The organism is Sphingomonas sp. (genome assembly GCF_041661825.1).
Classification (GTDB): domain Bacteria; phylum Pseudomonadota; class Alphaproteobacteria; order Sphingomonadales; family Sphingomonadaceae; genus Sphingomonas.
The window spans coordinates 265,895-287,512 of the sequence record NZ_JBAZTU010000006.1 but is presented as its reverse complement, the minus strand read 5'-3'; the positions used below and the strand labels follow the sequence as shown (position 1 = coordinate 287,512).

The 21,618-nt window shown below is 65.3% G+C and carries 25 protein-coding genes; 12 read left to right on the top strand and 13 right to left on the bottom strand.

All coding sequences use genetic code 11. From position 1 onward, the window contains the following. Positions 1–229: 229 nt before the first annotated feature. The 5 genes from WC729_RS26475 to WC729_RS26455 form a co-directional block, all read right to left on the bottom strand. On the bottom strand, positions 230–556 hold the full coding sequence (locus WC729_RS26475; protein ID WP_372857547.1) for a Rap1a/Tai family immunity protein: 327 nt from the start codon (positions 554–556) through the stop codon (positions 230–232). 460 nt (positions 557–1,016) lie between these two features. Further along, positions 1,017–1,274, bottom strand: a complete 258-nt coding sequence (locus WC729_RS26470; protein ID WP_372857545.1) for a DUF5985 family protein — start codon at positions 1,272–1,274, stop codon at positions 1,017–1,019. Between the two features lie 2 nt (positions 1,275–1,276). Continuing rightward, a complete protein-coding gene (locus WC729_RS26465) occupies positions 1,277–1,549 on the bottom strand; it encodes a DUF5985 family protein (protein ID WP_372857543.1) in 273 nt (90 codons plus the stop codon). After that, positions 1,549–1,917, bottom strand: coding sequence for a hypothetical protein (locus tag WC729_RS26460; RefSeq protein ID WP_372857541.1), 369 nt, complete (start codon positions 1,915–1,917; stop codon positions 1,549–1,551). The genes WC729_RS26465 and WC729_RS26460 overlap by 1 nt, the downstream gene beginning before the upstream one ends. Positions 1,918–2,393: 476 nt before the next feature. Then, positions 2,394–2,696, bottom strand: coding sequence for a hypothetical protein (locus WC729_RS26455; protein ID WP_372857539.1), 303 nt, complete (start codon positions 2,694–2,696; stop codon positions 2,394–2,396). A 326-nt stretch (positions 2,697–3,022) separates the two neighbouring features. Here WC729_RS26455 and WC729_RS26450 point away from each other — a divergent pair, with 326 nt between their 5' ends. Further along, complete coding sequence (locus tag WC729_RS26450) at positions 3,023–3,190, top strand: hypothetical protein (RefSeq protein ID WP_372857537.1); 168 nt, start codon at positions 3,023–3,025, stop codon at positions 3,188–3,190. 220 nt (positions 3,191–3,410) lie between these two features. Here the strand turns inward: WC729_RS26450 and WC729_RS26445 are convergent, their stop codons facing one another. Both WC729_RS26445 and WC729_RS26440 read right to left on the bottom strand, forming a co-directional pair. Next, positions 3,411–4,373 (bottom strand): serine hydrolase, encoded by a 963-nt coding sequence (locus WC729_RS26445; protein ID WP_372857535.1) that lies wholly within the window; start codon positions 4,371–4,373, stop codon positions 3,411–3,413. Between the two features lie 268 nt (positions 4,374–4,641). Then, positions 4,642–5,538 (bottom strand): hypothetical protein, encoded by an 897-nt coding sequence (locus WC729_RS26440; RefSeq protein WP_372857533.1) that lies wholly within the window; start codon positions 5,536–5,538, stop codon positions 4,642–4,644. 114 nt (positions 5,539–5,652) lie between these two features. Between WC729_RS26440 and WC729_RS26435 the strand changes: the two genes are divergently transcribed. Then, a complete protein-coding gene (locus WC729_RS26435; protein WP_372857531.1) occupies positions 5,653–6,954 on the top strand; it encodes an SLC13 family permease in 1,302 nt (433 codons plus the stop codon). 141 nt (positions 6,955–7,095) lie between these two features. Here WC729_RS26435 and WC729_RS26430 read toward each other — a convergent pair whose 3' ends face one another. Both WC729_RS26430 and WC729_RS26425 read right to left on the bottom strand, forming a co-directional pair. After that, on the bottom strand, positions 7,096–7,323 hold the full coding sequence (locus WC729_RS26430) for a hypothetical protein (RefSeq protein ID WP_372857529.1): 228 nt from the start codon (positions 7,321–7,323) through the stop codon (positions 7,096–7,098). 636 nt (positions 7,324–7,959) lie between these two features. Beyond that, positions 7,960–8,472, bottom strand: coding sequence for a hypothetical protein (locus tag WC729_RS26425; protein WP_372857527.1), 513 nt, complete (start codon positions 8,470–8,472; stop codon positions 7,960–7,962). A 412-nt stretch (positions 8,473–8,884) separates the two neighbouring features. On the opposite strand from WC729_RS26425, the gene WC729_RS26420 reads away from it, so the two are divergent. Continuing rightward, a complete protein-coding gene (locus tag WC729_RS26420; RefSeq protein WP_372857525.1) occupies positions 8,885–9,394 on the top strand; it encodes a PilZ domain-containing protein in 510 nt (169 codons plus the stop codon). Positions 9,395–9,519: 125 nt separating this feature from the next. After that, entirely contained in the window at positions 9,520–9,795 is a 276-nt protein-coding gene (locus WC729_RS26415) for a hypothetical protein (protein WP_372857523.1), read from the top strand. A gap of 1 nt (position 9,796) precedes the next feature. On the opposite strand, the gene WC729_RS26410 is transcribed toward WC729_RS26415, so the two are convergent. After that, on the bottom strand, positions 9,797–10,360 hold the full coding sequence (locus WC729_RS26410) for a helix-turn-helix domain-containing protein (protein ID WP_372857521.1): 564 nt from the start codon (positions 10,358–10,360) through the stop codon (positions 9,797–9,799). A gap of 120 nt (positions 10,361–10,480) precedes the next feature. Between WC729_RS26410 and WC729_RS26405 the strand changes: the two genes are divergently transcribed. Further along, positions 10,481–11,605, top strand: a complete 1,125-nt coding sequence (locus tag WC729_RS26405; protein WP_372857520.1) for a DUF2855 family protein — start codon at positions 10,481–10,483, stop codon at positions 11,603–11,605. Here WC729_RS26405 and WC729_RS26400 read toward each other — a convergent pair. Next, complete coding sequence (locus tag WC729_RS26400) at positions 11,587–14,478, bottom strand: DUF2339 domain-containing protein (protein WP_372857518.1); 2,892 nt, start codon at positions 14,476–14,478, stop codon at positions 11,587–11,589. The genes WC729_RS26405 and WC729_RS26400 overlap by 19 nt on opposite strands. Before the next feature lie 142 nt (positions 14,479–14,620). Here WC729_RS26400 and WC729_RS26395 point away from each other — a divergent pair, with 142 nt between their 5' ends. The 4 genes from WC729_RS26395 to WC729_RS26380 all read left to right on the top strand — a co-directional run bounded on the left by WC729_RS26395 (position 14,621) and on the right by WC729_RS26380 (position 17,712). Next, positions 14,621–15,283: a glutathione S-transferase family protein gene (locus tag WC729_RS26395; protein WP_372857516.1), complete on the top strand. Its 663-nt coding sequence runs from the start codon at positions 14,621–14,623 to the stop codon at positions 15,281–15,283. 75 nt (positions 15,284–15,358) lie between these two features. Beyond that, positions 15,359–16,339 carry a diaminopimelate epimerase gene (dapF, locus tag WC729_RS26390; protein WP_372857514.1) on the top strand — a complete coding sequence of 327 codons (981 nt, stop codon included), beginning with the start codon at positions 15,359–15,361 and terminating at the stop codon, positions 16,337–16,339. A gap of 413 nt (positions 16,340–16,752) precedes the next feature. Next, a complete protein-coding gene (locus WC729_RS26385) occupies positions 16,753–17,037 on the top strand; it encodes a hypothetical protein (protein WP_372857512.1) in 285 nt (94 codons plus the stop codon). A 123-nt stretch (positions 17,038–17,160) separates the two neighbouring features. Further along, complete coding sequence (locus WC729_RS26380) at positions 17,161–17,712, top strand: glycine zipper 2TM domain-containing protein (RefSeq protein ID WP_372857510.1); 552 nt, start codon at positions 17,161–17,163, stop codon at positions 17,710–17,712. Between the two features lie 90 nt (positions 17,713–17,802). Here WC729_RS26380 and WC729_RS26375 read toward each other — a convergent pair whose 3' ends face one another. Then, on the bottom strand, positions 17,803–18,171 hold the full coding sequence (locus WC729_RS26375; RefSeq protein ID WP_372857509.1) for a UBP-type zinc finger domain-containing protein: 369 nt from the start codon (positions 18,169–18,171) through the stop codon (positions 17,803–17,805). A 15-nt stretch (positions 18,172–18,186) separates the two neighbouring features. On the opposite strand from WC729_RS26375, the gene WC729_RS26370 reads away from it, so the two are divergent. Beyond that, positions 18,187–18,873 carry a spermidine synthase gene (locus WC729_RS26370; protein ID WP_372857507.1) on the top strand — a complete coding sequence of 229 codons (687 nt, stop codon included), beginning with the start codon at positions 18,187–18,189 and terminating at the stop codon, positions 18,871–18,873. Here WC729_RS26370 and WC729_RS26365 read toward each other — a convergent pair. Further along, a complete protein-coding gene (locus WC729_RS26365; RefSeq protein ID WP_372857505.1) occupies positions 18,870–19,388 on the bottom strand; it encodes a DnaJ domain-containing protein in 519 nt (172 codons plus the stop codon). The genes WC729_RS26370 and WC729_RS26365 overlap by 4 nt on opposite strands. A gap of 164 nt (positions 19,389–19,552) precedes the next feature. Here WC729_RS26365 and WC729_RS26360 point away from each other — a divergent pair, with 164 nt between their 5' ends. Together WC729_RS26360 and WC729_RS26355 are read left to right on the top strand one after the other, a co-directional pair. Next, the gene (locus tag WC729_RS26360; protein ID WP_372857504.1) at positions 19,553–19,765 is read left to right on the top strand and encodes a cold-shock protein; all 213 of its coding nucleotides are present in this window, start codon (positions 19,553–19,555) and stop codon (positions 19,763–19,765) included. Between the two features lie 647 nt (positions 19,766–20,412). Next, on the top strand, positions 20,413–21,543 hold the full coding sequence (locus WC729_RS26355; RefSeq protein WP_372857502.1) for an OmpA family protein: 1,131 nt from the start codon (positions 20,413–20,415) through the stop codon (positions 21,541–21,543). The last annotated feature ends 75 nt before the right edge of the window (positions 21,544–21,618 follow it).

The following is a 21,618-nucleotide window of genomic DNA, read 5'->3' as shown; positions in this document are numbered from 1 at the left end:
GGAGGGAATCGAAACGGTGAGGCGAATGCCGACTGAAGGCCTGGGAGATCGTGTCCCACCTCGTGGCGTAGCTTCGTCGGTCCGGGCACAAGGATCTCCCGGCTTTGGCCGGATTGGTCATGCAGCCATGGCTGGCAGCGTGACGAGCGGTGTCCAGTGCCGCTGAAGGGCTTACGGCGATGGTTTGGTCAGAGGCGACGGCGCATGCGATCCCGGTTTCACTCCGTTTCTAGGACTTGTCATCGCATGTCAGCGCAGTGCTGATTGCTTCCCGCACGCCGGCCGCCGCCGCCGTCTGAAGATAGCCGGGATGATCGGCCAGGTAATCAGTGACGATCCGCGCGGCATCCCGGGTATTGAGCTTCGCTCGGCACAAGGTGTTGCCCGGCGCGTCCAGTTCGGAAAGGAAAACGCCGTCGACGACTCCGGCGATATACATGGAGCATTTTCCATCGCTTGGGTGCCGGCAGATCTCATAGAGCCGCTCCCCGGTGAAAAATGCTGGTACGGGCGGAGCATCGACCTGCGCCGCCGCAAGGGCGAGTGTCATGATCATGTCGGTCTCCGGTGCCGCGCTGGCGAAGCGCCATGCATTACTGAGGATGGGTTCCGACATAGAGGCCGGAACGGCGGTAGCCAAGCCTAACCACCACCCCGGCGCGAGCAATCGGAATGGGACGAACGACGGCAATTATGGGAGGAAGCGCGCCAGCTACGCCACAGGTGCTCGCATGGCGGCCAGGACAGGACATGTCACTCCAGCAGGGCAAATCCCGCTCGCTGCGCCAGTCCAGCGGTGCCCGTCTACACGGACATCCTTGCCGCCGGGCCAACGAGCATTGCCGAGAATGGGAAGAGACCCGCGCCGACGTCGCCACGAATTGGCCGCGATACGGCCAGGTCGACAGGCGATCGCGGAAGCGGTCCTTGTGGCGAACACTTCCCTCTCGCCGATCTCTTGCCTCGTGCTGCGGCTACAGCTTCGGTGCCCTTGCCATGTACCTCGTACCAGAACGCTATCGTCTGCGATTCTTGAGCCCGATCGCGATCAGGATCAGCACGAACGCAAAGAGCCGGATCAGATAGAGCCAGCTGCGTTCCTCGGCCGGCACGCTCGAGAAGGCCAGCATCGCCTGGTTCAGACCGAGCAGCCAGAACGCCACGGCAAAAGCGAGGAACAGCCCATCGCGGCTGTTTCGCCAGAACCGCAGGAAAAACAGCCCGGCGAGCAGGAAGCCGGCGACGACAAGGCCGGAAAGGAACGGTACCAGCATGGCTATTCCTTCAGGTCCCAGACAAAGCCGAACAGGAGCACACCGAGTCCCGCAGCCGAAAAGGCGAGGCGAATAACGCCCAGATTGATGTCCGGCAGGACAAGCAGGTCAAGGATAACCATGAAGTTGTTGCCCGCGAGAAGGACAAAGCAGATGGCGCTCCACAGCAACACCCGAATGCCGGTCTGGAGATAGCGGCGGGCGAGCAGGAAAGCGCAGGCCCCGCTCGTCGCGAAGCAAAGTGAATAGACAGCGGTCGGAAATATTTCCGGCATCAATCCCTCCTGAGCCTGAATGCGTCGGCGAAGGCCGAGATGTCGCCGCCAGGCGAGACGATAAGCCGCCTCACGGAGTCGGGCTTGCTGGCATAAAGGCTCGCGGTATCTCCCACCAGCCGTTCTAGGCTTTCACTGGCCGGGCCATAGCGCACCTCGCCCGTCTCTCCGACCACCACGAGGCCGCCGGCGAGGAGGTTGTCGAGACTCGTGCCGATGACCGCCTGGCTAGCCCTGAACGCGACGACGAGCTCGTCGCGCGACCAAGGCCTGTCGGCATGGCGCCGCAGATGCAACACCAATTCAAGGGCCCAGACCGACCGGAAATGGCTCCTGATAAAGCCGGCAAGTTCTGCGCTGGCGGGCATCGCAGCCTTCTAGGGAATCGGGCGCGCATGACAACCGGTTCCGGGGCACGAGGCCTGACATCGCCAACCCACGGGTGACAGCGAGGCATAACTGTTCCGGGAGCGACCGGCGAAACCCCGAACGGCCGGGATGTGCACACAGCACTGCGTGAGCGGGCAGCGAGAGCAACCAACGCGCGGCGCCTGGCCGACCCCAGCATCGTCATGCCACGGGTCTTGGAGCATCCATGAACCGGCATCCCAAATGGCGCGTCTGGCAGCGCATAAGAATTTTCGTAAGCCGCCACCATGGTGCCCTATCGGTTGCGATGCGGACATCGAGATACTCGGGCTACCCGTTCAGTGACTCGGCCGGGTCGGTCCAGGCGCATCGCGCTGCCGGATATCGATCACGGCACTATCGTCCCGGCAACCTTCCCCATCGGGCCGTCCTGCATCGAGGGGCAGCGGCGGCTCCCCGAGAATCCGCCTCCCGTTCAGGATGCCGTGTCCGACCCGGCCATCGGTGGCGCCGCGCGCCGTGCACGCCAGGCATCGCCCTCCCCCCAGCAGATCATCGCGGTCACGGCAGTGAAAAACGCTGTGGTCTGAAGGAACGGGCTGGAAGAACTGCGCGTCCACATCGTCACCATCAGTCCAAGGAGGACGAGACACGGTCCCCATTCGGGATGGCGCACCAGCTTGAACAGAGTCCAGGACATCCAGCTGATCAGGATTGCGGCGACAAGGGCGCCGGCCAGCATCAGCATGACCTCGCCCATCTCCTCGAGCAGATACATCTCGGCACCTCTCCCACGCGGAAATCTTCGTCTCACGCATGGCTTATTCAGTGAATTTATGACGGCATCCGATATTCGTCAACATGGGTGCGGCTTCGGCTGGGCGCTCCTCGGCAGAGTTTGATATGCTGCCCGGCGCGTGGTTCAACCGGGCCGGTAATGGCGCACGCGCAATGCCGACAAGGCCCAGCAAGAAAGCAGAAGCACGACGAAGCCTAGCCTTCGACGGGAAGGCGATACCGGCCGAACGGCGCATCAAAGTTGGACGGCGGAACCAACCGCAAGACGCTGTCTATACGCCCGCCGCCTCGCGGGACGCACGATAAGTGCGACTGAATGCAGTTCCGCTTGCCGCCGGGCGCGGGTCCCGCGAGGCGGTCAACCTGTATCTCCAGCGCGAGCAGCTCGACGGCGAACACATCGTCCAGTTGCTCGCCCGTGCCGATGCGGAAGCGTGGGCGCGCGCACGGGAAACCAGACCGATGAACATTTGATGGCGCGACGCCGACGAATTGCGCCCGATGCCCGTCGTTCGATGAGGCCACCAGGGATCTCGACACACGCCGACATGGGGATCCCTCCTGTGCCGTCACAGCGATGTGCAGATAAACAGGTGATCGGACATCGAGAGCGTCGTCAGCATCCCCAGTCGTTGAGACCGCGCCGTGGCCCAGGGAGCATGACGGTTGCCGGACCAACGAGGCGCCCGAAGCGTTAATCGACGTTCCTGATCAGGGCTCTCGTTACGTCGCCCATGAGGCGCATCCGGTCCGGAATCGGGCGCCGGGTGCTGCCGATCATCACGGCGACCGAATAGCTATGGCCATCGGGGGATCGCAACAGCCCGACATCGTTATAGCCCGTCGAGAGCCTTCCCAGATCCTGTCCGGTTCCGGTCTTGTGGGCAAAGGTCCAGCCGGGCCGGAGGCCCGATTTGAGGCGCAATGGCCCGGTTTTGCTCGCGCGCATCAAGGTCAGCAGGTGCACGGTCGACGCGTCGCTGAGTAGCATGCCGCGCTGCAACAGTGTGAGTCCCAGGGTGACACCGTTCGCGGAAGCGCCGTCATAGGGCGCGGCGAGATACCGGCGGAGCGCCTTGTCGCGCGCCTCGTACGTCATCTTGGCGCGCGCCTGCAAAAAGCCCCACCCACCGGCCCATTCGGGTTGCCAGTGCAAGCCCGCTGTCCGCGCCTGGAGAACACGCTCGCCCGGACCAAAGCCGACACCAGCGATCCCCTTCCCGGCGAGCATATCGCAGATTGCCGTTGGGCCACCTACTTTCCACAGGAGGACATCGTTGGCTGTGTTGTCGCTATGCGTCATCGCCTCCCGCAACAGAGCGCCGACAGTCGTTCGATACCCGCCCTTCCCCACGAAGCTCCGGATCGGCTGATGAAAAACGGTCAGATCGGAACGGCGGACGGTTATGGGGTCGGAGAGCGAGAGCGCCCCCCGATCGATCGCGTCCATCACGGCAATCGCCACCCAGAGCTTGCTGACGCTCTGCTGAGGCAGCGGAATGTCGGCGTTGTAGCCAATGGCCCATCCCTCATCGACAGCCCGGATCGAGATGCCCACGCGGCCGTCAAAGCCGGCGCCCAACATTTGCAGCGCATTCAGCAGATCCGCCCGAGGCCGATCGGGCTCGGCAGCCGGTTTGCTGGGTGCGGTGACCACGGATAATGGCGTCGAGGGGGGAGGGGCAGGAGGCGCGCGCACGACAGGGGTAGCCTGTCCTGGTGGGGAGCCCCTTGGCACACACCCTGCCACAAGGACTCCAGCGGCAAGGGCAGCGACGGCCACCCGGCTCGGGAAGAAATTACGCAACAACACAACCCCAAAAACGGCTGCCTTCCTACGCTGGCACGATGCGCATCTGCCAGCGGCGTTGCGTCAACCCACCCCGACAGACGCAGCATTGATCGTAAACAGGGTCGCCGAGCGCCTATTGGCTCGCGGGTCCGCGTGCCTCGACGGTCCAGGTCGCAAGCACGGTCGAGGTTGCGGGGTTTTCGATGGCGATCTCATCGGTGACGATGCCGACAACGCAGATCGGGCGTTGCTCGGCACCGGCCGGCTGCCGGCACGATACGGGGCCGCTGCCGGGAATATTGGCGATCCTGCCTCTGATCTTCAGGCGAAATCCCTGCTCGCCGTGAAGCTCATCGGGCGCCATCCGCACGACGGTATCGTACGGTCGATCGTCGCGTCGCCCCTGTCGTGCGCCATCCGTGCCGAAAAATTGAGCGAGCGCCAGCGTCTGCCCCGGCAGTGTTACGGGCTCCGAGCTGCTGCCGGCAGGCCCATCGCCTGCTGGCGGACAGGACTCGCTCGACGTCCAGGGGTGCGCGATCCAGAAACCCTCAATGGCCTCGACCGTTGCAGGCAACTCAAGGGGCAAGAAGTCCATCTTGTTCCAGACGACAGGGTCGACATGCACACGCAAGGCTTTCGCCTCCGGGTCATAGCGCCACCGCATGGCGGCCTTGCTGAGCGTATCGGACGGGCCCTGGCAGCCGAACGGAATACGCACTTCAAATCGCCGGCCACCGGCATCACCGACGGCAGCTGGGGCATGGCGCCCCGACGCGGCGGCGTCCGCTGCCTGGGACGCCAGGGCGATGAGGTCGCGACGGGTCATCACCTGACTGCGTGGGTTGGGCTGGACGGGTGGTGGAACATAAGCCAGGGCGGGCGCAATGACCGGCGTCGCTTCGACAGGAACCGGATCCCGTGACGACGTACCGCGTCCAACAAGGAAGCCGCTGCCGCCGACCAGCAGGACCGCTGCCAGGCCGCCAGCGACTGCCAGGCGACTTTTCCGTAAGCTTGGCTCATCCATGGACAATCGATAGCAAATCGTACGGCTCACTCATACCCGGCGCGCCGTGGCGGCGATCAAGCTCGCAGGAGAATGCATGCCTTATTGTTTTGCCGCACCGTTCGTGAGGCACGGGTGAGCATCGACCAGATCCTGACACTGGTGGTGCTGGTCGCGGTCGTTGCAGCCCTTATCTGGGACAAGGTGCGATCGGACGTCGTCGCCCTGACAGGCGCAGCAGTGCTGTTGATGGCCGGCGTCGTTCGCCCGGTGGAGGTACAGGGCGCCTTCGCAAGCCCAGCGATCATTGCGCTCGCCTCGCTCTTCGTCATCGCCTACGCCCTTGAATTGTCCGGTCTGCTCGATCGAGCGATCGCGGCCGCGGTAAGAATGTGCAGGCGACTCGGGGCTGCAGGGTTATGGCTGCTGCTGGGCGCCATCGGCATCGTATCGTGCTTCCTCAACAGCACGCCGATCGTTGTCCTCGGCGCACCGGTCGTGCGAGACGTCGCGACCGCGCTCAACCTGCCACCCAGGCGCTATCTGATGCCGCTGTCGTACATCACCATCTTGACCGGATGCTGCACACTGATCGGCACGTCGACCAATCTGCTGGTCGACGATATGGCGCGGGTCGCAGGGCAGCCCCGGTTCGGCATGTTCGAGATCACACCCGTCGGACTGCCGATGGCACTTGCCGGCGCCATCTACCTCTTTCTGTTCAGCGGCAGGCTGATGCGCGGCAGCATGTCCGATCCGGCGCCGCCAGATGATCGGCGCGATCTCGGGATGGACGGTGCCCAGGTGGGGAATGCTGCATTGTTTGCGGAGCACCGGCCGCTCCAGCCGGTCAAAGCCGTGATCGCGCTTGTCGTCTTTGTCGCTGCGATCGCGATTGCGGCGCTGGGGATCGCTCCGATCGCTGCCTCGGCCTTCGCCGGGGCGGTCCTTTTGATCCTGTTGCGCGTCATCACCGCGGACGAAGCCTATGGAGGCCTGCGTCCGCAAATCCTGATCCTCATCGCGGGCATGGTTGTGATCGGGATCGCAATGGAGGAGAGTGGCCTCGCGGCCGAAGCAACCGGTGCGCTTGTCGGCTCGATGCGCGAGGTCGGGCCGCTGACAGCGCTGATCGTCCTTTACGGCCTGACCATGGTGCTCACCGAATTACTGTCCAACGCGACGGTCGCGGTACTCGTGACCCCGATCGCGGTAGCGCTGGCCGAAAGCCTCGGCGTCAGCCCGCGACCATTCCTCGTGGCCGTGATGATGGCCGGAAGCGCCGCATTTGCCACACCGTTCGGGTATCAGACGAACGTGATCGTGTACCAGATGGGCGGCTACCGCTATCTGGATTTCGTCAAAGTCGGGCTGCCGCTCAACCTGATCACCTTTGCCGTTGCCATCGTGTCGATCCGGACCTTCTTCCCATTCTGAGGGCTTACCGGCTTGCCTCCTGTTGCGCCGGTCGTCTTAGCGTCGACGGATCGGCTGCGCTCGATCCCCGGAGAACCGACGCGTGATCTGCAGCAGTCAATCGTAGCTCGGGGTCGCAATAGGTCCCGTCAGCAAGACGCGTCAGCGGCGCATTGCCTCCCAGCGACGAATTTCGTTCCGCCGCTTCGGTTCGCTCGATGCCTTGCCCTGAAGCCAGAAATCGAACCAGTCGAGATTGCGCTCATAGATGGCCAGCCGGTGCGCCGGGTGCCATTTGACGTGATGCTCGTCAGGAAATTCGCACATTTCGACCGGAGCCCCGGCATATTGGAACGCCGAGACCGCCTCGAGCCCGAGGCGATATTCCATGTCCGGTTCCTGGATCGGCAAGGGCGTGCGCATTCGGCGCGCGCTCCGCGCGAGCGACGGCGGCGCCCAGAAGGCGCTGACCTCGTCCCCATGTGGCGGGTAGCCGCAGGCGACGACCGCATCGCGACAGGCAGGCCGGACCGCAAAGACCGCGCTGGGCTCATCGCAGCATGAACTGATCGACGCAGCCTTGAACCGATCCGAGTTGTCACCGCAAATTGCGCGGTCGTCGATCCGTCGCTCAGGCCGGTGATGCCGATCCTGTCGGGGTCAACCCCGCCGTGCGCGATCGCCGCGCGTACTTGCCTCAGATCGAATCGGATGAACGGCCACTCAGGCACCTCGACAAAGGGCCGGACCAAGGCGGCCCGACTGTCGGGGAGATAAAGAGGGGCAGAAACGTCCGAGCTCAACAGCTGATTGCCGTCATCGTAGGATGGCGTAGTAAGACAGAGAATCAGCTGGCCTGCATCCGAAGGCTCTTCACTCGGCTGCGATTTGTTAGCGTGAAGAATAGGGTGCCTTCCCCTGTTGCGCACGAGCGCAATGTACGCTCACCGGAGAGGACCCAATTTTTTCGCGACTATCCTCGCTGCAAATGAACGCAGGTTTTTTGGTTGGACGATTGCTCCGCCTCTACCTGGACGCCCACGCAAATATGGCATCGCGGGACGCGGCTTCAGTCTTCTTGTCATGCATGAACAAATCGAGCACCGGCCTGTCGAGGCAGCCTTCCGACATTTTTTCACAGTGAAGGCTGATAACGGCAATCGCTACGATCTTGCCCTTGCTATTGAGCGCGACGGCACCTCCTTCGCTGCATTCGGAGGTACGGCATGTTGTGAACAAATATCTATTGTCGCGTAATTGATGGCGCTCGTCGACCGGCCCACTCAATATCTCTTCCAGCTGATCGACCAGTCGTCCTTTATGCAGCAGCTGAGCCTGATCGTTGGCTTGCGGTCCTAGAAATGAAATCAGAGATCTCCTGAATTCGCTTCCCGTTACAATCTTATGTATGTCACTGCACAGCGAAATGCCCGAGACGGCACAGGGTTCTTTTGTGGCCGTCTTGGCATTGTCGACGTGATTTGGCGCTGTCGCGCCAAGGGATGAAGACAACAAAAGAAAAGCGATATAGCCAAGCATTGATATCTCCCTGGATCTCCTGCTGCATACAGGCCAGTCGGCGGCGACATTGAAAAATTGCCATAATCGTCGCATTGATAGGGATTAAGTATTGAGCCCGCCAATATATTTTCTGGGGGCACCGGTGGGGGCATTCGCGACAGCAATTGAGTGGTAATAACTAATAATCTCAATAAGATGGGGTTGGCGCGTGGTGGGGTCATCGCCCACCATCCCTTTGTTTCAAACGATGCCGATAGCCTTTCCGACGGCTCCATTGGCGCATCATCACCGGTGGATATTCGGGCCGGTAGGTACAAGTACGGCATCCATAGGGGGAGCATCGTTCATCAAGACGACGCATAATGGTGCCCGGGAGCGATGGCGCTCCCGATGCCCGACAGCTGCGCCGGGCCAGCGCGGAAACCGGCTGATGGAACGATCCTTTTTGTACACGAGCCGCGAGACCCTTGCTGCGGAAAGAGACGCGGTGGAGATCGAGACGATTCCGGCTGTCGCCCAATCTGAAGGCGCGTCAGAATCAGGAGACGGAGCGCCGGTGGCGGACAGTGCCGAAACATTGCAAGTGCGCTCGCCGCGTCAACAGTTGTTGCTCGGCGCCGAGATTGCCGGGATCGGTCGTGGACCATCGACCAAACATCGGATCAAGAACCTGTCGGCGACCGGCGCGCGCGTGGACGGCGCCGCCTTTTTGAAGCCGGGGGCGACCATATCGGTATCGATCGGCGCGCTCGAGGCGATCAAGGCCATGGTGGTCTGGGTCGACGGCCCGGTGGCGGGGTTGAAATTTGCAGAACCCATCGACCCGGGCGCCGCCCGGTCGAAGACCATCGTTTCGAACGGCAAGGCCATTCCTGTCCTCGACAGCCGCGACCCGTCGCCGACCGCTGGTTGGGTTGCCGATCTGGAGAGCCCCTATTGAGCGAAGCCGAAGCGCAGATTGTCCGATTTCCGGCGTGATGGTGGTACGCGCCCTTTGACCGGGGGATCGTCTTGCGCGAAGAGCGCGGAAGCGCGCTTTCGCGAGCAGACGACCATGAGGCAGCGATGATGACGACCCCCGACGAGCGGCTGAACAAGTTGCTGGAGAATTTCATGGGACATGTCATCTCGCTCGACGGTGTGCGCATGGCGCATCGGCACGTCATTGCCGAGCTGCTCGCCCGCCTGCCGGACAGCGATTTCGTCGACGAGCTGATCGCGGGCGCCGACGCCAACGAAGCCGAGCCGGGCGAGATGCGCCGCATGGCGGCCTATCGCGCCGAGCTCGATGCGCTGGTCGAGGAAGCCCGGGCGACCCGCGAGCAACGCGGCGAAAGCTAGCTCAGAGCGATCTGAGCAGCCGCACCGCCCGCGCGATCCAGGGCGGGTCGGCGACGACCTGCTGGCGCGCGCCGGCACCGAGCGGCAGGATCTGGAGCTTGCCCTCCTCGCGGCCGATCAATCGCCCGAACAGAAAGCGGCCCGCAGGGCGCGGCACCAGGACATCGCGGTTGAGCGCGCGGGCATAGGCGTCCGGCGCCAGCGTCTCGCACCAGAGCTCGTCGCCGGCGCGATAGTCGCCGATCCCGGTGGCGATCACGACTGCGGTCAGGCCGGGGGCGGGCCGTGGCGGGGTGACCGTTGCCGGGCGCCTGGGGGCATGTGCACCGCCGGCGTCGAGGATGGCCGCCACGGCGATCTCGGCGCGTTCGGGCAGTCTGACCAGGTCAGCCGCGGTGACCTCGAGCGCATCGGCGATGCGGTTGAGCCAGCCGACCGACACGGTGCGCGTACCGGTTTCGAGCCGGCCGATGGTTTGCGCGGTGGTGGGCGGCGCGCAGCGCCTGGCGACGTCGTCGAGCGTCAGTCCCTTGGCGCGGCGGACTTCGCGGATCGCCGTGATCATTGCGCTCTCCTAACCAGATCGGTTCCCCGTTATCTCGCAAAACCGCCAGGACGGCAAGGCTGCGGCATTTCGTGCCGGATCGCACATCATCGGGGCTGGCGTCCGCGCGTCTCCCCAATCATGATGCGTGCTGCGCCGGTGGGGCGGCGCAAGGGAGAACCGGCGATGCCCGTGAAGCGCGAGATGATGGTCCGGCGCGACGATCTGACTCAGACTGCGATCAACGAGACCCTGGTGTCGGAGCCGAAGGACGGCGAGATCCTGCTCGAGATCGAGGCCTTTGCGGTCACTGCGAACAATGTGACTTATGCGGTGGTCGGCGATCAGCTCGCTTACTGGAATTTCTTTCCGGCGCCGGAAAGCTGGGGCATCGTGCCCGTATGGGGTCATGCGCGGGTGACGACGTCCCGCCACCCGGACATCGCGGTCGGGGAGCGTGTCTATGGCTATCTGCCGATGGCGTCGCACCTGATTGCTCAGCCGGGCAAGGTCGCGGCGGACGGATTCCGCGACATGGCGGCGCACCGCCAGCCGATGAACCCGATCTACAATCAGTATCGCCGCCTCGCCGCCGACCCGGCGCATGATCCGGCGCGCGAGGAAGCGCGCATGTTGTTCGCGCCGCTCTTCACCACCAGCTTCCTGATCGGCGACCAGCTTCGCCGCGCCGACTGGCATGGCGCGGGCACGCTGATCGTGACCAGCGCATCGAGCAAGACCGCGATGGCGGCGGCGCATGTCGCGCGGGCGGACAGCCCGGGCGTGCGGCGAATCGGGCTGACCGGTGCTGGCAACGTCGCCTTCGTCCAGGGCACCGGCCTGTATGATGAGGTCATCGCCTATGATGCGATCGAGGGGTTGGTGGTGACGGGCAGCGCGGTGCTGGTCGATTTCGCCGGCAATGGCGAACTGCTCCATGCCTTGTACGAACAGCTGTCCGGGCAGCTTGCCCATGTGCTGCGGGTCGGGGTGACTCACCATGACGAGCGCGGCGATACGGGGGAACTGCCCGGGCCGGCGCCGGTGTGGTTCTTCGCGCCCGATGCGGCGACGGCGCTGATCGGCGAGATCGGCCCGGACGCATTCAATGCCGCGCTGGCGGAGCGCTGGGCGGGCTTCGTCGCCGAAGCGGAACGCTGGGTGAGCGTCGAGAAGGGCGCGGGCGCCGAGGCGCTGCAACGGGTGTGGCGCGACCAGCTTGCCGGCCGCGCCCCGCCGCAAAAGGGCTATGTGCTGAGGCTCTGAACCGAAACGAACCGGCGATAGGCCCAACTGATCGCGATCAGCGCGATACCGAGCCCGAGGAAGGAGAGGATGCGTAATATCCCCTCCAGGATGGCCGCGTCGATCAGGAACACCTTGAAGGTGACCAGGAACAATAGGCCGAGCCCGACGATACGCAGGTCGCCCAGCCCCTGGCGGATGCCATGGGTGAGCCAGACCAGGGCCAGCCCGAGGAAGGCGGCGGAATAGAGCCAGTTCTCGGTCCGGCCGATCGGGCCGGTCAGGATGTCGCCATGCGTCGCCTGCCGGACGGTTGCCGCGACCGCGATGACGATGGCGGCGAGCATCGCCCCGCGCCAATAGCGATCGATGCGCCGCGGCCAGAGCCAGGCGGCGACCAGCGCCGCATCGAGCGTCGCCAGGTTGAGCAGCGGGATCGTCCCGACCGATTGCGGCACCAGCACCGGGCACAGCACCGCCAGATCGAACCAGACGAACCGGGCGAGTGCGACGGCCAGAAGGGCATGGGCGATATCGCGCCGATAGCGCGCGGCGAACCAGGCGGCGGCGAAGAAGATCTGGGTAATCGCGACGCGTTCGAGGAAGCCGAGCGCCTCGAAACGCTCCAGATCGGCGATGGCGAGCGGCGCCTTGGCGAGGATGTAGACGGTGATCGCACCGATACCGGCCAGCACCGCGACAGCGCGGCTTCGCCACAGTGCGGGCAATGCCGGCCCGCGCAGCAAGGCGATGCCGATCAGGCCGCCGGACAGGGTCAGTTCGCGCACCGTCTGCACCAGCGACGGCATGTAGAGATAGGGCAGCCTGCTTCCGCCGAGCGATGCGCCGGCGTTCCATATGAAACTGCCCAGCAGCGGGGCTGCGCTGGCAAGGGTGGCGAGGCCGGCGGCCGCGGCCCAGAGACGCGGGGCCGGGCGATAGAGGAGCAGCGCCGCGGTGGCGGCCGCGAGGCCGGGCGTGTGCCATGGTGCCGGCAACAGCGCCGGGAGGAAGCCGAGCGCCAGGGCCAGGGCGACCCAGCCGAGCGCCGTGCGAATCCGTCCGGGCAGGAGCAGCCAGGCGGTTGCGGTGGCGAGGCATACAGGCAGCAGGCCGATCGCGACGAGGTCGGCCAGGGCCGGCGCCGGGTCAGTCAGCATGATGCTGGAGAGATAGGGGCCAAGCCGCTCGAACCCGATCACCATCGCTGCACCCGTCACGACGAGCGGCGCCGGCGCGAGATGGTTCAGCGACAGGTCGCGCGTGCGCCGCGACCAGGCCGCGATCGCCACGCCGATGACGAGCCACGCGGACCAGCGCCAGGGCTCGGCAATCAGTTCCGCGGCGGCGAGCCCGGCGAGCAGCGCGGCGACCGCGGTGCCGCCGGTCAATCCGATCGAGGGCGTCAGCGTCTCGCGTGCCGAGTCGCGAGTCCGCCAGGCGAGCGCGGCGGCGGCCAGCGCGGCCAGGGTCAGCAGGCCCGCCCAGGCGGCCGGCGACAGCAAGTCGTGCGCGATGGCGAGCGTCAGCAGTACCGGCCCGGCGGTCGCCCCGAGCGCGATCCCCGCCCATAATGTGCCGCGCCGGGCGAGGAGATGGCCGGGGATGCCGAAGAGCAGCGCGATGGCCAGCGCTGCCAGCGGCGCATGGACACGCTCGCCGGTATCGAGCGCGATGCCGAGCAGGGCCAGCACCAGTACCAGGGCCGCGGCAGGCCCCGGCACCAGCTTGTCGTCGCGCCAGCCGAGCCAGAGCGCGGCGGCGCTCAGCAGGAGGTAGAGCCCCCAGGCGAGCGGCCCGAAATCGAGCGCCGGCGCCAGGATCAGCAGCTGGACGAGCCCCGCGACCAGCGGCAGCAGGCGGAGCCATGATCGGGCCGTGCCGGTGCGCGGCAGCGCCACGGTTGCGCCGATCGCGAGCAGCACGACGAACCCGCCGACCCCGGCGAGTTCACGTCCGGTGACCATGGCGACCAGGATGTTCACCCAGGCGAAGCCGCCGCCGCACGCCGCGATCGCCAGCCACACCCAGCCGCGCCGGATCGCCAGCCCGAACAGCGCGGCGACGAGCAGCCCGAGATAGACGAGCAGCGGCCCGATATTGCCCGGATCGAAGCTCGACACGAGCGGGGCCGCGAAGCCGCCGATCAGCGCCATGATCGCGGTCGGCGGACCGTGGCGCAGCGCCAGGCCGAGGCCGGCCGCCGTCACCACCACCATGATCGCGAAAGCCGGGCCCGCGCCGAGCAGGTGATAGAGCTGCGCGGCGATATAGAGTGTGCCGTACAGGCTCGCGATGCCCGCGCCGGCCAGCACCTGGCCGACGCGCGCGTCGTCACGGGTGGCGGGCAATCGTCGGGCGACTTCGCTTGCCGCGATCAGCACCAGCCCGAACAGCCCGGCGATGATCGTCCGCGCGGTTGGCCCGAGCAGCCCGTTCTCGATCGAATAGCGCACCAGGAAGAAGGCGGAAAGGACCAGGGCCGCGCCGCCAATCCAGATCGGCAGCTTGGCGCCGACGATATTCTCGAATCCCATCCGGGTGGCTTCCCGTGTGGGGACGGCATCGACGTTTTCGGCCGGGGCGTCGACGGGCTCCGGTGCGACCCGCTCGGGGGGCGTCGGTGCATCCGGCAGCTCGATCGCGGGCGGCGGCGGCGCGATAGCGGCCTGTGCCCGTACCACCGTGGCGGTGCGCCGCTGCTCCACCGGTTCGGCACGTTCGGGCGCACTGTCCTCGCGGCGTGGCTGGGATTCGGTCGCCAGGCCGGGCTCGAGCCGGATCAGTCGCTCGTGCAGCGCGTCGACATCGCCTTCGAGTCGCCGCACCTGCGCGACGAGACGCTCCAAGATGATCCCGAGCGCGACGATGGCGATGAACAAGATGACCGTCACGCGCGACTCCCCGTTCCGCAGCGCCCCGGATGTGCCACAGCGCCGGCCATCTGTCTCGCGTCCCGGGGCGGCAATGGGTTGCAACATGCAACTGATGTGCTAGGTCGTTCCCAATCAGAAAATGGACTGGGGAGCCTGTCAGATGATCGTCTATGGATCGAGCATGTCGCCGTTCGTGCGCAAGGTACTTGCCTTCGGGATCGAGAAAGGCCTCGCGCTCGAGCTGTCGCCCGCCGGCATGGGCCGGGGTGGCCCGGCGTTCGAGGAATGCAGCCCGTTCGGCAAGATGCCCGGCTTTCGCGATCCCGGTGCCGACAACGGCCGGGATTTCTGCATTTCGGATTCGACCGCGATCATCACCTATCTCGAGGCGAAATATCCGGAGCCGAACATGATCCCGGCCGATCCGATCGCGCGGGCGCGGACGATCTGGTTCGAGGAGTTCACCGACACGATCATGTTCGCGATGATGGGCAAGGTCTTCTTCAACCGTTTCGTGGCGCCCAAGGTCCTCAAGCAGCCCGGCGACGAGGCCGTTGCCGACGCTGCGGTGGAAATCGAATTGCCGCCCCTGCTCGATTATCTGGAAGGGCAGATTCCGGCGAGCGGCTATCTGGTCGAGGATCGCATCACCCTGGCGGACATCGCGGTGGCGAGCCCGTTCGTGAACCTGGGCCATGTCGGCTGCCCGATCGACGTGGCGCGCTGGCCGAAGACGGCGGCCTATGTGCGCGGCATCCTGGCCCGCCCGAGCTTCGCGCCGATCGTGGCGGCGGAACAGGCGTTTATTGCGCGGGTGGCGTGACAGGACGGATCAACCGTCTCATGCGGGTTGCGGCGATGGTGGAGCGCGGCGGCGATTTCGGCTAGGACGCCGGCCATGCAGTTCGACTTCATCAAATGCCACGGCTCGGGCAATGATTTCCCGCTGATCGACGCGCGCGAGATAGATCTCGACGACGCGGTCTGGGCCGGCGTCGCGCGCGCGCTGGCAGATCGGCGCGGGCCGGTCGGCGGCGACGGGCTGTTGCTGCTGACGCCGGGCGACAAGATCCACGCCTTCGGCATGCGCATGTTCAATTCGGACGGGAGCGAGGCAGAAACCTGCCTCAACGGGCTGCGCTGCGTCGCACGGCTCGGGTTCGAGCGGCTGGGCATCGACCGCGCGCTGGTGCGGCTGAAGACGAGCGCGGCCGAAGCAGCGCGCGATGCCGATATCGCGCCGGGCGTGGCGACGATTCGCGAGACGGCGGGCCCCGCCGATCTCGACGTGACGCGCTGGCCGCTCGGGGTGGAGGCGCACGAGATCGTCCAGCAGCCGATCGCCCTGTTGCCGACCACCCGCAGCTTCACCGCGGTGGCGATGCCCAACCCGCATCTGGTGAGCTTTGTCGACACGGTGGACGAGGCGGAGCTGGTCGCGGTGGGCGAGGTCTGCGAGGCGGCGCCCGGCTGGCTGCCCAACCGCGCCAATGTCTCCTATGTCGAGATGCGGCCAAGCCCCCCGCGAAGTGAAACGTCGCGGGAATCGCAAACCAACTCCCTGTTCGTCCGCACCTTCGAACGCGGCGTCGGCCTGACCGACAGCTGCGGCAGCGCGATGGCCGCCTCCACTTTCGCTGCCTGTCTGACCGGCCGGGCGGAATTCGGCACCGAGCTGACCGTGTTCAACCTTGGCGGGCTGGTCCGTGCCCAGGCCGAAAGCGACGGCATGGTCCGCCTGTCGGGCAATGCGACGTTCGAATGGGAAGGATCGGCCGAGGTCGACTGGGAACGCGGGCTGGCAGGCGACCTGGTGGTCGCACGGCATTTCGACGTCGAGATCGCGGCCTGGGCCGGGGTGGTCGAGGCGATCGGTTAGCGACATCCCCGCCTGTTCCACCTGTTATTCCGGCCGTATTTTTTTCTTCACCTGTTATGTTGGATTTCGCGAGCGTTTTTATCGTTGTATCTCAACGATGTGCTGCCAGCCCACCTGTTATTCGATAACGGGTCGATAACAGGGCGGAACAGGTGCCTAACAGGCGGCGAGCACCTGCGGATTTTCGACTATATCAACGCCAAGAAAGAGCGGACTTGGCCTGTTTGTGCAGACCGATCATGCGCCATATTAGAACCGCGCTGCGCATGTTGAATCGACGCAGCGGCGATTGCCTGCGCCAATATCTCCCGCTGGAAACCTGTACCTAACCCGACAACCATGTTCAGCAACCATGCTCGCACTGGCGCGTATTCCTCTTCGTCGCCCGATATATGGGCATGAGAGGAGTTGTCATGAAGATCACCACTTTGCTTGCCGCCGCCGGGATTGCCGTCGCGTCGATGGGTGTCAGCACGAGCGCAACGGCGCAGAGCTGGGGCCATGACCGGGACAGCTATCGCGACGGCGATCGCGACCGCGACGGCTATCGCAACCGGGACGGCTATCGCGATCGGGACCGGTATCGCGACCGCGGCCGTCATTATGGCTATGATCGTCGCCATTATGGCTGGAATCGTCACCGCAACCATTGCCGGACGATCTGGCGCTACGGCCACCGCGTCCGCGTCTGCCGCTGATCGACGACCCATCCAGGGGTGGCGGCTTTGGCCGCCACCCCTTTTTATCGCGCCCCGGTTGCAACCGCGCAACGTTCGGCGGCATCATTCGTTCTGGACACGTAACATCATCGGGAGAGTATCATGAGTCGCCTCACCAGGATCGCCGTCATCGCAGCCACCAGCTGCCTGGCGATCGCCACGCCCAGCTTTGCGCAGACCGCGCAGGACGATGCCCGTTTCCAGCAGGCGCAGCAGCGGCTCCAGAACGAGCTTCGCGTGTTCCAGCAGGAATTCGACCGCTATCAGCAGGTATCGCGCAACCGCCGCGGCGGTGGCTATGGTGGTCCGGGCGGCGGCTATGATCGCGGCCCGGGTGGCCCCGGCGGTTATTATAACGACGACCGGGTCGAGAGCGATTACGAGCCGTCGCGCTATTATCGCGAGGGACCGAACTATCGCGAGCGCGTGCTGAGTGCTGACGAGCGCGTCTATCGCGGCACTGACGGGCGTTATTACTGCAAGCGCAACGATGGCACGACCGGCCTGATCGTCGGCGCGATCGGCGGCGGCATCCTGGGCAATGTGATCGACGGCGGCCATTCGCGCGGCGTCGGCACCATCCTGGGCGCGATCGTCGGCGGCGTCGCCGGCAAGTCGATCGACCAGAATAATCAGCAGGTGAAGTGCCGCTGATCTGATGCGGGGCGCTGCGCGGCGTCTCCATCGCACGAATATCTAACCGGATCGGCGCGGATTTGGAAAAATCCTGTGCCGGTCCGGTTCCTAGACGAAGCGCGGAATCGGCCGCGGATGCGGCGTCATGCGATCCGACAGGTCGAAATCGACGTCGTCGACAAAGCACCAGCCCCAGCCTTCGGGCGGATCATAGCCTTCGATGATCGGATGCTGCGTCGCGTGGAAGTGCGCGGTGGCGTGGCGATTCGGCGAATCGTCGCAGCAGCCGACATGGCCGCAGGTGCGGCACAGGCGCAGATGGACCCACCAGTCGCCGGTTTTCAGACATTCCTCGCATCCGTCAGCGCTCGGCGTGACGTCGCGGATGCCGCCCAGATGCGTACATGACTCGCTCATGGCGATACGGTAGCGCAATTGCCGGCGCCGCCAACCCTGTACGAACATGTGGCGTTTCACGACGAAAGAGCAGCAATGGTTCCCCGGATATTGATCGATACGGCACTGGTGCCGGGCGGCGGCGAGCTGCGGCTGTTCCAGCGCGGCGATGACTTCTCGATCATGCTTGGCGCGAACGAACTGATGAACAGCCGGCTTTCGGGGTCGGAAGAGGCGCTCGCCACGTTGGTGTGCGACCGCCTGGGGGTGTGCGATCGCCTGGGCGCTGCGCCGGCGCCGCATCTGCTGATCGGCGGGCTCGGCATGGGCTTCACGCTGCGCGCGGCGCTTGGCCGGGTCGGGCCGGATGCGGCGGTCACCGTGGCCGAGCTGGTGCCGGCAGTGGTCGCCTGGGCGCGCGGGCCGATGGCGCCGATCTTCGACGGGAGCCTGGAGGATCGGCGGGTGACCGTGGCCGAGGAGGATGTCGGCGCGCTCATCGCTGGAGTGCGGGGCGCCTGGGATGCGATCCTGCTGGATGTCGACAACGGACCCGACGGGCTGACGCGGCGCGGCAATGACCGCCTCTACAGCGCGACCGGGCTCGACGCGGCGCGATCGGCGCTTCGGCCTGGCGGGATGCTGGCGGTCTGGTCGGCGGCGCCCGACGCGAAGTTCGTGCGGCGGCTGGAGACGGCGGGGTTCGCGGTCGAGGAAGTCGTGGTGAAAGCGCGGGGCGGGCGCGGCGCGCGCCACATCATCTGGCTGGCGACGCGGCTTTAGCGGCCGGCGAGCTCGTCCTCCTGGGGCGGCGGCATTGTCTCGACCGGTGCGTTCGGGACCAGGCGCTCGAACCGGGCGAGCAGGTCCGAGGCGAGCGGGCTGCCAGCGGTATAGGCGACCAGCGTCCGGTGAGTCGCCGGGGCGGTGTCCGGATTGGCGAGCAGCGCAAGGGCGGCGGTGGGCGCCGCGACCAGCAGCAACAGGATCAGGCTGATCACCGGCCCGCGGATCCGCCGGCGCCGCGGTGGCGCCGGGCGGAAGATGGGCGGCGGCTGGCGATGCGGGGCGATCGCCGGGCGGCCGCCACGCGAGCGATCATAGTCAGCGCGGCTGTCGGGCTTGCCGAGCACCGCGAACGCTTCGTTGATCTCGCGGGCTCGCTCCGTCGCCCGGTCGCTCGCATTGGTGTCGGGGTGATGCTTGCGCAGCAGCGCTTTCCATGCAGCATGGACGACGACGTCATCTGCCTGGGGCGATAGACCGAGGACGGCGTAATAGTCCAATGAACCGCTCATCGCGCTGTTGTGCTACGAAGTTGATCGAAATCAAAGAGGCGAGGTACAGTTGCGCGATCGCGAGTAAAGACGGCGACGTGGAGATAACTGTTACTCATCCGAAACATAATTGACTTGGAAGGCCCGCGGGGCTGGCATAGGCTCGCGGCGAGAGGAGAGAGACCATGGCGACCGGAACGGTAAAATGGTTCAACGACGCGAAGGGTTTCGGTTTCCTGACCCCGGACGATGGCGGCGAGGATTTGTTCGTCCATTTTTCCGGCATCAACATGCCGGGCTTCAAGACGCTTGCTGAAGGACAGCGGGTGTCGTTCGAGGTGATCGAAGGGCCGAAGGGCAAGCAGGCGGCCAACATCCAGGCCGCCGAGCCCGACTAGGTCCCGCCTGAGTCCCGCCCGAGTCATCGCCGCGCCTCCTGGCGGATTCTGCGCGGCGCGACTCGACGGCGGGGACTCGCGCCTATCCCGGGAACGGCGCGGCGGGCGGCCCCTGCGCGGCAATGCCTTTCCGGAGCCGATCGCGGAGAGATTGTCCCATAACGGGCATAATTTCGTTCGCACCTGCGGCATTCCACTGCATCGCCAATGCCGAAACGCCATCGGTTCGGGCGGCGCGGGGGCACCCGCCTGCGTCTTGGCCACAGGTTTGCGGATCGCCGCAGTCCCGTATTTCGCGCGATCGATGTCAGCTCGCACCGTCACCGGAAGCGGTCCTGCATGGCGTGCGGGAACCGCACAATCGCGCGCCTTGGCAAGGGCAAAGGCGCCTGCCGGGTGGGTTGATCCGAGGCGCCGGCGGCATTCGCTGCGATGTTGCGGGTGCGTCCAGTCATGGGCGAGCCCGCGGATGGCGCGCGGGACTATGGTCGGATCCTCGTGCCGACCGAGGGTGCGGATGATGTGGAAAAGGAGCCAAAGCTGTTGCGCTTCAGCAACAGCCCCCAGAATTTGTTCGCTTGCGCGGAAACCTTCCTTTGGGTAGGGAGTTTGCGCTGTCCGAGTGACAACGAAGAAAGGGGATTTTTATGCGGAAGCTTGCCGTTGCTATGGCGCTCGCCTCCACCGCTCTCGCCTCACCTGCCCTGGCCCGCGATGATTCGTGGTATGTGGGTGTCGAAGGTGGTGCGCTGCTCGTCGAAGATATGCATTTTGATATCGGCGCGCTTTCCGACGCAGCGACTGTCGACAGCCATTATGGCTATGACGTCGATGGCGTGATTGGTTACGATTTCGGCGCGTTCCGCGTTGAAACCGAGGTCGGCTACAAGAACTCGACCGTCGACTCCTACTATTCGACGACCACCACCCCGATCCGGAACTTCCAAGGTGTTCCGATCAACGCACCTGCCGGCACCTATGATTATGCCGGTGGCCGGACGACGGCGCTCAGCTTCATGCTGAACGGCCTGCTCGATTTCGGTGACGACGATGGCATCCAGGGCTTCGTCGGCGGCGGTGTCGGTGTCGCTCGCGTCAAGACGCGGATCGGCCTGAACACGCTGAGCAACTTCATCGACGATTCCGACACGGTCTTTGCGTGGCAGGGTATCGCCGGTCTCCGCGCTCCGCTGACCAGCCACCTCGATGCGACGTTCAAGTATCGCTTCTTCAACGCCAACAACGTCAAGCTGGTCGACGTTTCGGGCCGTGCGGTCGATACCCGGTATCGTTCGCACAGCATCCTGGGCGGCCTGACCTACAACTTCGGCGAGCCGGCTGCACCGCCGCCTCCGCCGCCACCGCCTCCGCCGCCTCCCCCGCCGCCGCCTCCGCCGGAGCCGGTTCCGGTTGTGGCGCCGCCGGTCTGCTCGCCTGGCCCGTTCATCGTGTTCTTCGAATGGGACAAGTCGGACATCACGCCGGACGCGTCGTCGATCCTCGACAACGCCGTCACCCAGTATCAGAACTGCGGTAATGCGCAGGTCATGCTGGCCGGCCACGCCGACCGCTCGGGTTCGCCCGCTTACAACGTGGGTCTCTCGCAGCGTCGTGCGGACTCGGTGAAGGCCTATCTGTCCGCTCATGCGATCCCCGAGGGCGTGATTTCGACGGAAGCGTTCGGCGAAAGCCGCCCGCGCGTCGCGACTGCCGACGGTGTCCGTGAAGTTCAGAACCGCCGCGTGGAAGTCACTTACGGACCTGGTTCGGGCAACTAAGCCCGGACTTGAGTTCGAAGAATCGAGAGGGAGATCGGCTTGCCGGTCTCCCTTTTCGTTTGCGCGCGATAAACA